The organism is Leptospira sp. WS58.C1, from assembly GCF_040833995.1.
GTDB lineage: Bacteria > Spirochaetota > Leptospiria > Leptospirales > Leptospiraceae > Leptospira_B > Leptospira_B cinconiae.
This window is the reverse complement of the sequence record NZ_CP162137.1, coordinates 238,166-254,490: the sequence shown is the minus strand read 5'-3', so window position 1 is coordinate 254,490 and position 16,325 is coordinate 238,166. Positions and strand designations below refer to the sequence as shown.

General features: G+C 41.4%; 14 protein-coding genes. 4 read left to right on the top strand and 10 right to left on the bottom strand.

From position 1 onward, the window contains the following. The first annotated feature begins 25 nt into the window (after positions 1–25). From murA to AB3N61_RS01220, 4 genes are read left to right on the top strand one after another with little or no spacing between them, the layout of a single operon-like run. A complete protein-coding gene (gene murA, locus AB3N61_RS01235; protein WP_367898278.1) occupies positions 26–1,324 on the top strand; it encodes a UDP-N-acetylglucosamine 1-carboxyvinyltransferase in 1,299 nt (432 codons plus the stop codon). After that, positions 1,321–1,974: a 4Fe-4S dicluster domain-containing protein gene (locus AB3N61_RS01230; protein WP_367898277.1), complete on the top strand. Its 654-nt coding sequence runs from the start codon at positions 1,321–1,323 to the stop codon at positions 1,972–1,974. Before murA ends, AB3N61_RS01230 begins: the two co-directional genes overlap by 4 nt. Next, positions 1,971–3,149: a SpoIID/LytB domain-containing protein gene (locus AB3N61_RS01225; protein WP_367898276.1), complete on the top strand. Its 1,179-nt coding sequence runs from the start codon at positions 1,971–1,973 to the stop codon at positions 3,147–3,149. Before AB3N61_RS01230 ends, AB3N61_RS01225 begins: the two co-directional genes overlap by 4 nt. Next, entirely contained in the window at positions 3,146–3,865 is a 720-nt protein-coding gene (locus AB3N61_RS01220) for a hypothetical protein (protein ID WP_020769599.1), read from the top strand. The genes AB3N61_RS01225 and AB3N61_RS01220 overlap by 4 nt, the downstream gene beginning before the upstream one ends. A gap of 88 nt (positions 3,866–3,953) precedes the next feature. On the opposite strand, the gene AB3N61_RS01215 is transcribed toward AB3N61_RS01220, so the two are convergent. From AB3N61_RS01215 to AB3N61_RS01170, 10 genes are all read right to left on the bottom strand, one after another. Next, complete coding sequence (locus AB3N61_RS01215) at positions 3,954–5,753, bottom strand: hypothetical protein (protein WP_367898275.1); 1,800 nt, start codon at positions 5,751–5,753, stop codon at positions 3,954–3,956. 1 nt (position 5,754) lies between these two features. Continuing rightward, positions 5,755–6,849: a penicillin-binding transpeptidase domain-containing protein gene (locus tag AB3N61_RS01210; RefSeq protein WP_367898274.1), complete on the bottom strand. Its 1,095-nt coding sequence runs from the start codon at positions 6,847–6,849 to the stop codon at positions 5,755–5,757. 5 nt (positions 6,850–6,854) lie between these two features. Beyond that, positions 6,855–7,571, bottom strand: coding sequence for a DUF2135 domain-containing protein (locus AB3N61_RS01205; protein WP_367898273.1), 717 nt, complete (start codon positions 7,569–7,571; stop codon positions 6,855–6,857). A 1-nt stretch (position 7,572) separates the two neighbouring features. Then, a complete protein-coding gene (locus tag AB3N61_RS01200) occupies positions 7,573–8,235 on the bottom strand; it encodes a YfaP family protein (RefSeq protein WP_369750131.1) in 663 nt (220 codons plus the stop codon). Then, positions 8,225–12,841, bottom strand: coding sequence for an alpha-2-macroglobulin family protein (locus tag AB3N61_RS01195; RefSeq protein ID WP_367898272.1), 4,617 nt, complete (start codon positions 12,839–12,841; stop codon positions 8,225–8,227). Before AB3N61_RS01195 ends, AB3N61_RS01200 begins: the two co-directional genes overlap by 11 nt. A gap of 10 nt (positions 12,842–12,851) precedes the next feature. After that, positions 12,852–13,793 (bottom strand): DUF1175 family protein, encoded by a 942-nt coding sequence (locus AB3N61_RS01190; RefSeq protein WP_020769695.1) that lies wholly within the window; start codon positions 13,791–13,793, stop codon positions 12,852–12,854. A gap of 103 nt (positions 13,794–13,896) precedes the next feature. Then, complete coding sequence (locus tag AB3N61_RS01185; protein WP_020769609.1) at positions 13,897–14,388, bottom strand: hypothetical protein; 492 nt, start codon at positions 14,386–14,388, stop codon at positions 13,897–13,899. Beyond that, positions 14,388–14,717: an LIC13255 family lipoprotein gene (locus AB3N61_RS01180; protein ID WP_036089484.1), complete on the bottom strand. Its 330-nt coding sequence runs from the start codon at positions 14,715–14,717 to the stop codon at positions 14,388–14,390. Before AB3N61_RS01180 ends, AB3N61_RS01185 begins: the two co-directional genes overlap by 1 nt. Next, positions 14,707–15,285 carry an LEA type 2 family protein gene (locus AB3N61_RS01175; RefSeq protein WP_367898271.1) on the bottom strand — a complete coding sequence of 193 codons (579 nt, stop codon included), beginning with the start codon at positions 15,283–15,285 and terminating at the stop codon, positions 14,707–14,709. The genes AB3N61_RS01180 and AB3N61_RS01175 overlap by 11 nt, the downstream gene beginning before the upstream one ends. Next, the gene (locus AB3N61_RS01170) at positions 15,285–16,313 is read right to left on the bottom strand and encodes a zinc-binding dehydrogenase (RefSeq protein WP_367898270.1); all 1,029 of its coding nucleotides are present in this window, start codon (positions 16,311–16,313) and stop codon (positions 15,285–15,287) included. The genes AB3N61_RS01175 and AB3N61_RS01170 overlap by 1 nt, the downstream gene beginning before the upstream one ends. Positions 16,314–16,325 lie beyond the last annotated feature (12 nt).

Genomic DNA, 16,325 nt, shown 5'->3' with positions numbered 1-16,325 from the left:
GTATACCAATAAAGCTGGTCGGATCATGAGCTCTCCATACTTCAAAATTATCGGTAAAAATCCTCTTCACGGAACTGTAATGCCACAAGGGAACAAAAACGAGGCCTTACCTATTTTAGGGGCCGTCTGTTTAGTTCCTGGCGAAGTAATTATCGAAAACATTCCCCAGATCTCGGACGTACTTATGCTCATGGACGTTCTACGCCATTTAGGAATGGAAGTAGAAGATAAGGGAGAAGGAACCTATTTATTCAGAAATAACGGAGATCTAAAGTCGGATCTTCCTGCGGAACTTTGTTCCAAGATCAGAGGGGCGGTCACACTTGCAGGTCCCATTCTAGCCAAAACAGGTAGAGTGTTTTTACCAAGACCGGGTGGAGATAAGATCGGACGAAGAAGAATGGACACTCATCTTCTCGCGCTCCAAGCCTTAGGCGCTCAGATAGAAGTATTCCCTGACGGTTACGAAATCAGAGGAGACAGGCTCAGAGGCACAGACCTTCTTATGGACGAGGCTTCCGTTACTGCCACAGAAAACGCGGTTATGGCGGCGGTACTTTCCGAAGGCACCACCGTCTTACGTCATGCGGCAAGCGAGCCCCATGTACAGAGGCTTTGTAAATTTTTAGTTTCTGCCGGCGCGAAAATTTCAGGGATCGGTTCGAACATTCTTACGATCGAAGGTGTAAATTCCTTAAAAACTCCGAATAAACCTCATAGGATCGGTTCCGATTATTTAGAGATCGGAAGTTTTATCAGTTTGGCCGCGGTCACCGGCGGAGAAATTTTTATCGGCGATGTGGAGCTGGAAGATATCCGAATGATCCGCATGGTATATTCTCGCTTGGGGATCGAAGTTCGTCCGCAAGACGGAGGTATCTTAGTTCCTTCCGACCAAAAAATGGAGATCATTCCGGATTATCACGGAGCCACTCCTAAAATAGACGATTCTCCTTGGCCTGGTTTCCCTGCGGATATGACTTCCGTTGCGTTAGTCACTGCTACACAATGTAAAGGAACAGTACTCATTCATGAAAAAATGTTCGAATCCAGATTATTTTTCGTGGATAATATCATCTCCATGGGCGCTCAAATTATACTTTGCGATCCGCATAGAGCGATCGTGATCGGACCGAATCGTCTTTATGGTCAAAAAGTAGCCAGTCCCGATATCAGAGCAGGCATGGCAATGATCATTGCAGCTCTTTGTGCAGAAGGTACAAGCTCCATCCATAATATCGTCCAAATAGACAGAGGATTCCAAAACATAGATACCAGACTTAGATCTCTAGGCGCTCATATTGAGAGGATAGGTGAAGAATGAACCGAAAAGACTTCTTCCGGAAAGGCTTAGCAAAAGCTTTTTCCGTAATGGAAGAAGGTGTAAATGAAATTTCCGAAACTTGGAAATCATCTGTAGGGGAAGTTAGTAAGGCGGAACCGGAAAAAGTCGCGCCTAAAAAAACCCAGATCAAAGTCCCAAAACCTAAAATAGTCAAAAGTAAATTTAAAGGATTTCGAAATTTACAATTCCCTCCTGGAGCGGATGCGAAAGGAAAACGATTCTTCTCCAAATGTACTGCTTGCAGCGATTGTATCTATGCCTGCCCTTATTCGGTCCTGTTTCCGGTGCCTGATGATAAAACAGGCAAACATTTTCCTCGTATGGATGTGAATCTGAATGCATGTATGTTATGCAAAGATTATCCGTGTATCTCAGCCTGTGAGACGGGTGCACTTTTACCTTATAAAAAAAATGAGTCTCCTAAATTCGGAAAGGCAAAAGGTTTCTTCCAACATTGTATCAATTCCAGAACGGGAGAAAAAACCTGCGAGACCTGCGCAATCACTTGTCCGATCCCGAATGTAGTCCGGTTCAAAGGAAATAAACCGAGTTTCTCCCAAGACTGCGTGGGTTGCGGTTTATGTGTTTCTTCATGTCCCACGTTCCCAAAGGCGATCCAAGTACAATGAATCGCCTTTCCAAACTTGCTTGTTTGGGTTTTCTATTCTTATCTACTTCTCTATTTGCAGATACGGTCCCGAATAAGATCAGAATAGGAATCTTATCTAAATATTCTCCGGAGAGTGTGCGGATCATCGTCAAAAACGCCAGAATACAATCCTTAGGGAAAAATAGTTTAGAAAAAGATAAAACGATCTTGGTCAGATCGGAAGAAAATGAAATCAGAATAATAGACGGAACCAAAAACTCAAGATCGGAACATATCCTTTTTTCAGGTGGAGAATACGAACTTGAAGTTCCCAAAGACCAGACTCCTAAAAAATATTCTGGAGATCTGGAAATCACTTCTTCCAAAGGAAAACTAAAACTCATACTTACCGTCCCGTTAGAAGAATACGTAGGGATCGGAATGGTCTCGGAATTCGGAGACTTATTTTATCCTAAAAATGAAAAAGATCCAAATCCGAACTGGAAGCAGGAATATTCTATCGCTGCATCCGCAATGATCCGCTCTTACGCTCTCGCAAACTTAGGAAGACATTCCAAAGAAGGTCACGATCTTTGCGATCTAACCCATTGTCTCCAATTTTCAGGAAAATTAAAAAAGGAGAATATTCAATTCACTCCATATAAAAAAATACTTCTGCAAGATAAAGGTGGGAAAGTTTTAGAGACATTCTTTCATTCTACTTGCGGAGGAAATTTGTCTTCTCCTTCCGTTCTTTGGAAGAATTTCAAAAATCCACAATATTATAGATCCGGTCCCGATACCAAAAATGGAGAGATTCAATGTAAAAATTCTCCTTACTTCTCCTGGGAAACTTTTATTTCGAAAGAAGAAATGGGATCCGCCTTGGAAGCGAAACAGTTAACCGAATTAGAGCCTAAGTATTCGGAATTCAGAATAACATCCTTAGAATATAAGGATTATTCCGGAAAAAAGAATATCCAAGCCTCCGAATTTTTATCTAAGATCGGCAGAAAGTTAGGCTGGAATAAAACCAAGAGTAATGATTTTAAGATCGAAACAAGCGCTCGAGGATTTTATTTCAAAGGAAAAGGTTTTGGGCATGGGATCGGTCTTTGCCAATACGGAGCAAGAGAAATGGCGTTTCGGGGAGCAAAATCGGAGGAGATACTTCATTTTTATTTTCCAGGCGCGGAACTGAGGAAAATCCCTTGAGATCTATTTTTACCGTATCGGCAATATATTTATTTTTTATAATATTCTTAATAGAACCCGCAAATGCCCAAGCGGTAAAAAGAAAAATAGAAGGATTCGAATTTTACTTTTTAGACGACAGGAACAAACGAAAAAATCCCGAAAGATTTCTTGAAACTTTCGCCGAAAAATTCGTAACCGAGATCAGAGCCGAATCGGAAAGATTGGATAGAAGAATCCCGCAAAACGCCCAGATCTTCGTTTCAGAAAACTCGGAAGTTTTTCGAAAATACTCGGGCCAACCCTCAACGTTAGCTGCGTTCTATTCTCCCGAAAGTAATAAATTCTTTTTCCAAAATCCGGAAAGTTTAGCGAAAAAGGGAATTTTAGATACGGTGATCAAACATGAGATTTGTCATTTTTTAGCCCCGGAATCCAGATCGGAAACTTCCTTTTGGATGCAGGAATCTTATTGTGAATCTTTGTATCCTACGAATCCTAAACCCACATCTTTAGATCTTAAGTTTCCTTGGAGTTGGGAAAAATTCGACGAAGAATGTAGTAGGGAAATCCACACAAGAAGCGGATTTAAAAAGAAAATCTTATACCAGAAACTTTTTCTCTGGGGCTCGTGGCTTTTAAAGACTAAGGGAGAGGCAAGATTTCGGGTCTTTTTGGAAACTCAAAGTCCTGAAATCCAAAATATATATTCACAATTTGTAAAGTCCAGGTATTAATTTTAGGAAGTCGATTGTCTTGTAAGAAATCCAACAAATTAAAGTTTATCGCGTGTAGGAGTTCCTACACGCGTTTACTGAACAAATTTTAAAAGACCTTCAATTTCCCCCAGTCTTCTCCTTCTTTTCCGGAACCGAATGAGACTACCAATCTTTCAAAAACTTTCAGTTTATCCAAAATGGGCTGCACATCTCTATCGATCGTTTTGGATGTATATTCAGGAGAACCTTCCGCTCCATATAAATAAAAACTTTTGAGATCTTCCAAAATCCCAGGAACACGAACCACTAAATGATGAGGATAATAAGCTAACTCTTTAGCAGGACCGGAAGAGAAAAGATCTGCTTGGTTAGGCCGATTCCCGTTTCCGGAGGAAACAGTTTCTTCTGCACTTTTTCTATCCGAAGCTAGATATTTCCAATTTCCCACTTTCAAGGATGCAGGAGTATAGAAGCCGCCTTTTCTCAAAGGGTAAGATTCTAAGTTCGTATTTTGGTAAGAAACTTTGATCGGATTTCCCACTTTGAAGATCGCTTTTAAAAGTTTATCATCCGGAACGGAAGCCGGTAAAGAGATCCCGAACCTTGGATAGACCATTCCGGACTTGTATTCCAGTCCGTTAAAACTGAGAGCGATTCCTTTTTCGGAGCCGAAGTATTGTTCATGGATCCCCGCATTTTTACCGAATGCATTTAAGCCTTCTCCGAGTTCTTCCCATTCTCCACTAATGGTTTCTAGAGATTTCCAAACTTCGGACGGTTTTAATTCTTCCGAATAAAATACTAAATTCGTTTCTCGAGGGATTACTTTGGAAAGCCCAGGACCGGAACTAACTACTTGGTTTTTATCTCCACCTATCTTATAAACTTTTCCTTCTAGATTTTTTCCGGTTTCCCAACCTAAAAGTAAAGCGGCTCCAGAATCCCCAAAGGAAGGTTTTAGAAACGGAGCGATTAAAGAATCAGTTCCTGCAAAGAACAGTACCTTGTTTTCTTTTTTAGAAGCTTCCTTTCGAAGAGTATCAAAACCTCTTTGATTACCTAAAGAATCATTATTTACGGAAGAAGCTAGGTCTAAAGATTTTTCCAATAGATCTTCGGAATCGGTGAGTATAATAAAATCACCAAGGACGATCGCTAAAATTTTTCCGGAACCGAATTCATATTTAAACGCTTCTAAGTTTCCGAATTTTTCGGAGCCCGCTGCGAATTGATCGGCAAAATCATCTGCAGAATGAGTGGTCTCAGAACCGGTTGGAGTATAGTATCCTTCTTCCGTTTGCGGAGGAGTTTGCGGTTTCTCCTCTTTAGGAGTTTCTTTAACTACGATCTTTTCCCCTTTAAATCCAGTGATCAGACTCACTCCCAATTTGGAACTTGCACTTGCCTTACCCACGAGTAAAAAATTGGATTTTGGAAAAGTAGCTACGGCAACTGGTCCGTCGAATAAAGCCGCTAATCTGGATGGTTTCGTCATTACTCCTGCTTTTGCTTCCAATAAATATAAAACGGAGCTGATCTTTCTAAGTTCAGGTACAGTGAGAATTTTCTGAAAAGTTCCATCTTCGGAAAGTTCTCTTCCTAAATTCGTTTTTTCCAGATCTTCTACAAATTCTTCCGGGCGGTATACTTCTACTAGAAGGTTTGCTTTTTTAGGAATGAGAAGAGCAGGATCTTTGATCGCCGAATCTATGGAATACCCTTTGAAAGAAAGGTAGAAGCCGATCGCTAAAAACAAGACGCCCGCTCCGGTAGGAACTCCTACTTTAGGATCTTTCAATACGTTTTCCGTAAATCCGATCTTAAAGGTTTCCAATGATTCTTTAGAAAAAAGACCCTTGATCTTAGGAATTACTTTGGTTTTGAAAATTTGGATGCAAGTTCTCATTTTATCTACCTGATTTTATTGCAGAATCTTTACTTTTAGGATCGATCTTATCCAGAAGAATAGAAGCCAAAGATTTAGCTTGATTTCCTCCTGACCCATTTTCCACAAAAACGGTCAGCACATACGATTTTCGATCTTTACGAAAAGATAATACTGTCCATCCATGCGTCTCATATTTATGCATAAATTTGGTTCCAGTCCCGGTTTTGCCACCCAGGACCTCCAAGTTTCCTTTTTCAGGAACATTCAAATCTTTTAAAGTTCCGGATTTTGGGACCTCTGATAGAACGGAGGTGATCCATCTCAAATCCTGTCCCGCATAAGGATTTTCTTCGGATCGGAGAGGTTCTTTTCCTTGTCCCCAATAAGGGGAAAGTCTCGGTCCTTCTTTCCATATCGAAGAATACAACTGTGAAATTTTTAAAGGACTTAAGAGAAGCCCTCCTTCTCCGATAGAAGCAGCTACTTTTCGTAGAGGACTGATCGATATAAAATTTGTATCAGAAGGTTCTATATAAGGATCCAATCTGGACTTCGTGGATTTTCCTAAACTCCAGTCCTCGTACAACTTCGAATAGAAAAGATCAGGATACGAGGAGGCGCTCGTTAGAAAATATACGTTACAAGATTGCACCAAAGCGGATCTCAGATCCATTTCTCCATGACCTTTTGCCAAAGAACATCTCAAATATTCTTTTCCATTTTCGTCCTGAGGCAAATGAAATGTGTTTAGATCCGATTTAGTGGGAGTTAAATTTTCTTTAGGATAAAATCTACCCTTACATAAGATCTTTTTTTCGGGAGAAAATCCGAGTTTGTCTTTATACTTTAATAACGTTAAAGCGGAGAAGGTTTTTACCAAAGAACCGGGAGGCAATTTTTTAGAAATAGTGATCTCCGGTCTATAGATATATTCCACTTTTCCGGAATCCATTTCCATCAATACCACCGAAGATGCGGAATTTTTAGATTCGAATTCTTTTACGGCCTCATCTAAATGAGAATAAGAAAATTTAGGAGCCGCCTCGAGACTTGCCCCATAAAGAAGGAACAAAGCGGACAAAATCACGATTTTATAATATACCTTCCTGTACATCTTGGTCAATCCGGCTCTATCTCAAAATTACCCAGATGATAGACTTGCTGGGCCTTGGTCATAGTGAATTGGTATTGTTTTCTTTTTTCTCGGGGAGTTCCTTCATAAAGGACTACATAAACTTTGGCTCTGGTAACCTGAGCGTTAAACGGAGCATAGTACTGTGCTTGGACTGCATAATTGCCGGGCAAGGCCTTGGACATGGTAAAAGTCTGAGGTGCAAAAGTAGCATCATCATATACAAGATTACCTCCCGACTTGGTGGAAGTGTGGGCCCAGTAACACTTCTCTCCGTTAGGATCGATTACCCAAAGATCCGTATAACTCGCAGTATCCCAGGTCAAAACCACTTTGATATCTCGAGGAGGAACCTTTGCAAAAAAGCTGACCTTATCGTAAGCCTTACCGGCACGGACTTCTACAAGATTGTCTCCGGGAGAAGCCACGGTGCTAAAAGAAAATTTTCCTGCATACAATGGCACCATCTGAGGGATCCCATTGATCACGACAGTGACTTTTTCAGGATTTGCCCCTGTTACGGTTCCGGAAATTTTTTGGATCCTTTCCGTAGTAAAACCTCCGTGAGGAGAATCGATCGAAACGGTTTCCGCATCCAAATACATTATGGAAAAAGAATATATAAAGACGAGAGAAGCCAGGATACTTGTTCCGAGGCCTCTGCTCGATTTTCCATAAGAACTATTCCGATCGAAAAATAGCATCTTAAGATTCCGGATCTATCTCAAAATTCGCAATATGGTACACTTGTTGGGAACGGGTCATCACGAACTGGAATTGTTTTCTTTTTTCGTTCGGCTTTCCTTCGTTTAGAACGACGTATACATTGACTCTTGTTACCGGCTTATCATAAGAACCATAGTACTGAACTTGAACGGAATAATTCCCCGGTAGCGCCTTGGACATGGTAAAGGTTTCCGGCCCATATCCATCCACTACGTCCACATCCAAATTTCCCCCGGACTTGGTGGAGCGATTTGCATAAAAACATTTTTCACCGGTAGGATCTAGAACCCAAAGGTCTACATCTGTCGCAGTGTCCCAGGTAAGGACAACTTTGATATCTCTAGGTGGAACGGCTGCGAAAAAGGAAACTCGATCGCTTGCATTGCCTGCTTTGACTTCAATCAGATTTGTTCCCGGAGCAACCACAGTACTTAAGGAAAATTTCCCCCCGTGTAAACGGATCGACTGAGGAATTCCGTTGATCACGATAGTCGCCTTTTCCAGATTTCCGCTAACGGAACCGGAAACATTTTGGATCCGTTCCGTCGTGAATCCACCGTGAGGAGAATCTATCGTCACGGTCTGCGCAAATGTAGCGGATCCGAAAAGTAAAAGAGCGCTTAAAAGTAGATTATTGAACATTAATTTCATCGTCTGAACTCGCTCCTGTTACTTCCGAATAATACATTAAGGACGCTCTGGCTGGTATCACCTTATACTTCCCGCCTACTTCTGCTCTAATAAAGTATCGGACCTTAAATTCTTTTGTAGGACCTCCGACAAAGAACACGGCTTTATCGTCATAAACTTGGCGACTTAGATATTCCATCTTGAGATCGCCCGCATAATACTCCGCATCTCTTTGTAAAAATGAGAATCCAGGCAATAGAGAATCTTCAACTTGGAAGTAAGAATCCGCGTCGCCTTCTTTCTGGACCGAAACTTCTACCATGACTAGATCGCCTGCTTGGAAAGTTTTGGATTCCACAGGAGTGATATCATTCGAATCCACTTTTAATTTATAATAGGTGCGCTTTACCTTGATACCATTGGTGTAAGCTTGGATCTTTTTACTTCGATCCGTGTAATACAAGGAAGCAGTCGCATAAAGAACGGGCCCGTCCTTCTTCAAAACTTCCACCTTGTTCGGACCGGAACGGATCAACTCGGAAGGGATCGGGATCTTATACAATTCTCCTTGCTCCGAGTTCGGAGGAAGAGTAACAGTTTTCAAACTGGTTCCGTTCAAGACAACCTCCACATTTGCAGGAGTTTCTGACTCACGGATAGAGGCTAAAAATTCGGACAATGCCAATACAGCCGCCGAAGTATCTCTTGAATTATTCCAAGCTAACTCGATACGATTGGATAAAAGAGAAGAAGCAAGATTGGCAAGAATGACCTTATCTTCTCCCAATCGAACTCCTGCGCTTAAGAGTGCGGAGATGGTTTCGATCCTATCTTCTTCCCAACGAGGATTTTTACCGTAAGAAGTGAGTTTAAAGAACGGTTTTTTACCGAATCCGCTCGACTCCACTCCTTTTTTGAACCAGGTAGAGGCTTCCGCCTTTTTACCTTTATTAGCTAATATTAATGAAAGTAAAGCCTGTCCGTATTGATTTAGTTTGGCGGAAGACTTCACCAAACCATCCACGATAGAATCTTCAACATTTCCTCCTTCACTTAAGGAGAAAATTATATATGCTTTTGCATTCGGAGAAAGATCGCCTTTGCCCAAAACATCGTACAAATAAGCTCTCGCTCTATTCAATACCGGAGCAGAAACCTTGGCGCCGTTTTTCTGGCTAACCGCCAATCCTCTGTAAACATAAGCGGACATCAGAACATCACTTTCTACCCCACCTTCGAACCAGCCGAATCCCCCATCTGTGCGTTGGAGTTCCGACACTCTTTTTAAGCCGACATCTATCATCTTAGGAAGTTCTTTCCTAAGCCTTTCATTGATGAAGCCGGCTTTCTGAGCGGATAATAGAGGGTAGAATCTGCTCATGGTTTGTTCTACACAACCATAAGGGTAATCGGCAAGATAATCTAAGGATTGTCTTAAAGCAGGTAAGGAAGCGGGACTGAGTCGGACCTCCAAACGAGGATCTCCTAATTCCTTAGGTGCCTCTAAGTTTAGAACTCCTGAATGTTCTCCTTCTTCCATTCCTAAACTATCCGAAATCGTTTTAGGCAATCCCCAAGTCTTGAGTGGGATCTCGGATTTTAGTAGATCTTGGTAACCGGAACCTGCGGCAAGAATGCTGATCTTTGCGGATTTGATCTTAGGATCTGCAAGTGTTTGCACATCGAAATGTAAAGATTGGTTTTGACCAGGCTCCAAATGGATCGTAGTTTCGGAGTTCCCTAAAATTTTTGCGCCTTCCGCTTTTATAGTAACTTTGATTGGAAGTTTACTTGGAGATTGGTTGGAAATCGTAGCAGAAACTTTTTGGGTTTCTCCTTTGATGATGAATCTTGGCATTCCACCTAAGATCATCAGATCTTTTTTAGTAACAAAACTGGTTTGGCCTTTTCCTACTTTCGTATCAGGAGTGATCGCAATCGCAGTTACCCTCCAAGAAGTCAAATTATCCGGAAGATTAAAACTAACTGTCGCAGTTCCATCCGGTCCGGTTTTTACTTTTGCATTCCAATAACTCGTATCTTTAAAGCGATCCCGTGCTTGGTCCTCGTTTTTCATTGCGGAATAAACCGATTCCCCTTTTTTACCCAAGGCCAGTTTTAATCTTTTATTTTCCGAATATCCGAAAAACTTATATGCGGATGCCAACGTTGTCTGCACGTTATTTCTTCTTGGATGATAGAAGAAGGTCCCTATATTTGGGGTCTTCTCCTCTTTGATCTGATAGATCGCCTCGTCTACGATCGCGAGAGAAACCTCAGCAGAAACTCCGTTGCCTCCGAGGCCTGTGGTTTTCAGACGGATCTCCGCTTTATCACCAGGACGATATACCTTACGTCCGGGGTCCAGCCCCACTTTCAGGAACTTCTGCTCGGGAGGAGCGACCACTCTTACTTGGCTTTTATAAACATCGTTTCCGGAAAACTGAACCGCAGATAATGTAAAGTTCGGGCTCATCTCTGCAGTGATCGGGACCGTATATTTTAAAGCGTTCCCTTTCATCTTCACCACTTCTTTTTTGAAGATACGATTTCCTTCTAAGGTCAAAACCATATGTCCGTTGGAAACTGGACTTAAAACCAGGATTTCCGCAGTATCTCCCACGGAATAAATATCCTTACCAGGCTTGAGAGTGATATCCTTGAAAGGAATTTCGATAGAGTCGGAAACGGAAGAAGCCCAAAAGAATGTTTCGGACTTAGTCAAATTCCCATTCGGATCTTTTGTCTCAGCGACCAATACGAATTGTCCTCTTTTAGGAATTGTAAAAGAAGCTGTCCCGACACCCGAAGCGGAAGTCATTACGGACAAGGAGGAAATTTTAGAACGATTTGCTTCTCTTACGAATTGGATGTCCCGATTATAAAGGATAAGATCCACATTTCTGTTTCCCACCATCTTCTGGCGTTCCACTTCGCTCAAAGTTTTATCATAAGCGATCAAGCTTACGGTTAACTTTGCTTCTTTTCCAGGTTCGTATACCGAGTTATCCTTGGAGATCCGAACAAAGAAAGCGCTTCGATTTACGGAGAAAGAAGCAGATCCATCCAAGGTCATGTCCTCGGATTGAACGGAAGCAATGATCGTATAAACGGAATCCGCATCCGATTTATCCGGTTTAAAGCTGATAGAATATTGTCCCTTGGAATCTAACTTTCCTTTTCCATCCAAAACCAATTCTTGTTTATCACTTTGTCCCGATTGTTCTAAATAATCGGAAGAAGCATCGAAGTTGATCGTTCCCACAGGAGAATAATCGAATTTAGGTCTGCGGAATACTCTATACGCAACCTCTTGTCCTGCAACCGGTTGGCCGTAATAATATCTGGCTTTTACAAGGGCGTTTACTTCTTCCCTTTGTAAATAATTGGATTTAGGAACGGATACGGATACAAGGAAGGTAGGTTTTTTATACGCTTCCACCGTAAATTCGGTCTGAAAAGTTTTATCACGAAAATTTAATATAAGAGAATAATTTCCGAGAGTAGTATTCTCCGATTCAGGGACAATGAATTCTCCCGAAAAAGTCCCGTTATCTCCGGAGATATTGATCGGAACGCTTGGGATAGAAGTTTCTCCCTGCTCACTGGCAATAGAAATCACGCCTGCACCGGAAATAGTCCTATAATCGTCTTGGGAGAAATTCCGGACAATTCCCTTGAAATAAACCGTATCTCCCGGTCTATACACCGGACGATCCGTATAAATATAAGCTCTCGGCCCGCCTTCTCCATAAAAGGAACTGGAGTAAAATTCAGGATCGGATACCGAATATTCTCCATTTTTATGAGCAAGGACTAGTCCTTTTACGGGACTTCTTCCTTTATAAAAATACGTTCCATCAGAACTTGTTTTTCCAGTTTGGAATGCCTGGCCATTCTCCAAATTAAAAAGAGTGAGATCCACATCGGAAACAGGTTCCCCGCTATCTTTGCGGCCCACATAAACGAATGTCTCCGAATCCGATTGTTTAACTAAAAAGTTTAAGCCCGATTTGATCAGAATTGTATAAGCCAACTGAGATCCGGAAACTCCTTCTACAAGATAAACACCGTTATCTCGGATTGGAACCGGTATCCGGCGATATGCCCAAAAGGAAGTAACGGTCGGAATCGAGAAGGTAGCGACCAATTCTTGGTCTTTTAGAATAGCAGGGATCGCGAGAGTTTTTTGTTCGGTAGGTTGTTCATAATCGATCCCTAATGTTTTTTTCAGCTCGGATCTTGTATTGGAATTGAATTCCTTTCTGGCAACTCTACGGAAATCGTTCCTGAATTTATCCAAGGTCCTTGTAAAAAGTGCGATCGGATTTCCGAATGCTCCGTCATTATTCTCTTGGACCAATCTTTCTTTTACTTTTTTGGTCAGAAAGGCTTTCGGATCCGCAATCTTATACACTCTGAATTCGTAATTTACGGTTCCATTTCCTTCCAGATTTACATACGCATTTTCACCGGAGCCGAAACTTCTGTCCGTTCCTAGATAAAAAGCGGCGGAACCGAACAAATTCGGTTTCACATAAAATAATCCTAATGCAGAGATCAAAATTGCAAGAAAAGAGAATATTATCTTTTTACGATCCGATACACGAGTTCTCATTCTGAAATTCCTATTCTAAAATCCGAAATCTATATACCCCGAGAAAATTTCGGTTATTCTTTTCCGGGGAAAACAACACACTTCTTTCCAATTCTTTTGCTCGGATCAATTTGATCCCTCGATCCGAACCTGTATGATATAAAAGCTGGGGATTTTTACTTTCTCCTTCTACCAAGATCATAGAATGGAAATTGGTTCCGACCCCACGATCCGATCTGAAAAAGAGAATATCTCCCGCTAGTCCCGACTCCAACTCTTTGGAAACAAAAGAAGTATGGAACTTTTCCAAACTTTCCGCGTCTGCAAATTCTCCGAATTTGCCCTCTCCGATCCGAAATAAATTTTTACCAATATAGGGTATATCCGGGTACTGAAATTCCCGGACATCCGGTAAATTTTTATCCAATAAGATCCCGGTCCTTGCCTGCCAGTCTTGAGTATGAGCCTTTAAAGACTCCTTATATGCGAAACGAATCAATCCGCTGCAATCCCTTTCCTTCAGATTCCAGGAGGAATTCTCCTTTAAATATTGGGATAAAGAGATCCTAACAAACCAGTCCCGAAATGCCTGACGATCTGATTCGGTCCTAAGCTCTGCCGAATCCGGAAAACCATCCTGGTCAAAGTCCCCATCTCGGCTGAACAAGGAAATCTGAACTGTTTTACCCTTTTTAGTTCGGATCATAATATTTGCAGGGACATTCCCCGCTTGCACACGTAAGACGTCTTCATTTTTGTTTTTTTCGTTCGAGAGAAGTTTGAGTACATTAGGATCTATCTCTTCCAAAAGAAAATGGTCCTCTGCCCCGAAGATTGGATTCGAAATTTTTAAAACGGCAACCGATTTACCATCCGCAGGCATTCTTAATTCGGTCGGATCTAAAATGGATTCGAAATAAGAATTACAATGCAACAATGCGAATATCAGAAGATAGTAGATCCGAAATTTCAAGGAATGGCCCAGACCGTTTCGTTTTATCAAGTTTAGAAAAATAGAAAAGAATTTTTTGATAAAATAAGAATACGGTTAGTTGGCAAATCTGAATCGGAAAAATTCAATAACCTAATGCCTTTCTGATCTTTTCGGGAATGTCCTCGAATTTTGGATACTTATGTTTTTTGCCGTCCGGAAAGATCACATAATAAGTTCCATTTAGGACTTCCATATAATAATTTCCTTTTTTCTTTTGCCCTACGGAAGACTTGTCCATCTCCTTGACCATTGCCTGATATCTAGGAGGAAGAGCCTGCCAAGAACCGTAGACTTGGATCTCTCCGGCATGATTTACTGTGTACATACCGTTCTCATGCATGATCTTAATTCCATTATAATCGAAAACTTCTAGAACATTTACCTTAGGTTCTTTTTTTTTGGGTTTTTCGTTCGGATCGAAACTCATAGGTTCTTCCGGAAGAATATCATAACGTACAACGGATTTGGAATCGTACTTTTTATTTCTGGTAAGAAGTATATAAAGATAAGACAGGCCGGACAAAGCCAGTGCTGCAAAAATCAGATAATCAAAATGTCTGGCTACCCATCCCATCACTTCAATCTGAATTCAATAGCCTTGCATGCAAACGGGACCGGATCCCCAGCCTGGGTCCAAAAACTACAATTTTCGAAAGCGACTGAAGTAACACAATTATCCACGTCCTTTTTCCTTTGTTTTCCGGGTACTACGGAAGTGATCTGTCTGTTCGATCCGCATTGTGCATCTTTCGCGGCATAAGCTACCATGATCTTAGTTGCCGCTTCTCCAAATGTATAAAAATCTTCGTCTACGTCGGAACAATTCGACAAACCCAATAGGACAATTGTAAGTAAAATCAGGTTTTTACAGACAGTTCCAATACTTAAAAAACTAAATTTCATGCTCCGGCTTCTTGGGTAATAATCGTATTTTTTCATCCAAAGGAATATCTACTTCTCCTAAAACGGTTTTGTATCTCACACTTCCTTTCATTCTTAAATTCGGATCTTTTCCGGCGACTAAGTTCGTGACTACTAAAATTCCGAGTAATAGTTTATCCTGGTTCTCTCTTTTTTCAAAGCTTGTTTCTATCTTCAGTTGGACTACAGTTTTGGAGAAAGCCGGAACTTCCGTTTCTTCTTCCGAAATGACTCTGGCTAATTCCGCGTCTTTACCGTCGGTACCCGAGGCGATAACGCCAAGATCGAACTGATAAATTTTAACGGAAGTATCGTTCGGATTCTCTATCTCCAATGTAGAAGTCATTAAAATCTTGGGAGAAGGTGGAAAAGGCAGAATTTCTACCCGTTCCGTTTTAGTTTCCAAGATCCTAAACTTGCATGCTTGTAGTTTTTTGACGTTCTCCCTTAGATCTCCCAAGCAAGAGCTGAAAAGGAAGAAGGTCCCGAATAACAAGGCCAAAAGCCGAAAGAATATCGGCCTTTTAGCTTGCTGGACAAATATTCGCATTAAAGCTCCCAGCCGTTGGAAATAAGGACCTTTCCTCTGGTCATGTTGTTGGTATATTCTTGGATCGCTTTATCAGCTTCCTTAAGTGGATATTTTGCGGCGATCTGAGTCTGGAATTCTTTTCCTAAAAGGGAACGGATCTCGGAGGTGATCTTCCAGATCTTCAACGGATTTTGTTTCGGCATCCAAGAAGAAAGCCAATAACCTTCTATCTTTTTGTCCTGAAAAATCCCAAGCCCCGCATGATAAGAAATAGGTTCTTCTGACAACGCACCGTAAACCACACATTTACTTCCGTAAGGCATAGCGGCTAATGCTCTCCCCGTAATTTCTCCGGCAACCGCATCCAACATAATAGTAGCATTCAGCTTATTGGAAAGAACCCTAAGTTCACGATCAAAATTCGGAGAGCTCGAATCCAATACATGTTCTGCACCTAAAGATCTAAGAAGATCGACTTGCTCTTTTCTTCTGACAACATGAATGCCGGGAATTCCTTTTTTATTGGAAAGTCTCAATAACATTTTTCCCAGAGCGGAAGCGGCAGCAGTCTGAACATAAGCCTTATGTTTTTCACGAATGACTTGGTCCAATAATGCCCAAGCAGTGATAGGGTTCACGAATAAACAAGCGCCTTGTTCCAAGCTTACATCTTTTCCTAAAGTAAAACAAGAATACGCGTCGGTGATCATGTATTCTGCATACGGTCCATCACCCTTATTCGGAGCCACACATGCGACAGGTTTTCCTACAAGAGAATTCGCTCTCCATCCGCCGCCGCTTGCGATCACCAGACCGCTTCCCTCAAATCCGGGAACGACAGGAAGTTTTTTCTTAATTCCGTACAAACCTCTCATAAACATGAGATCGGAGGGATTGATGGAACCGGAATGGACTTTAAGTAAAACCTCTCCTTTCTTAAGAGGCCTAAGTTCTTTTTCTACGATCTTTGCTCTTCCGGGTTCATTGCTGTATTCTTTCAATTCGTATGCAAGATACGTTTTTGGTATTTCGAATTTTTTTGCCATTTGATTACCCTC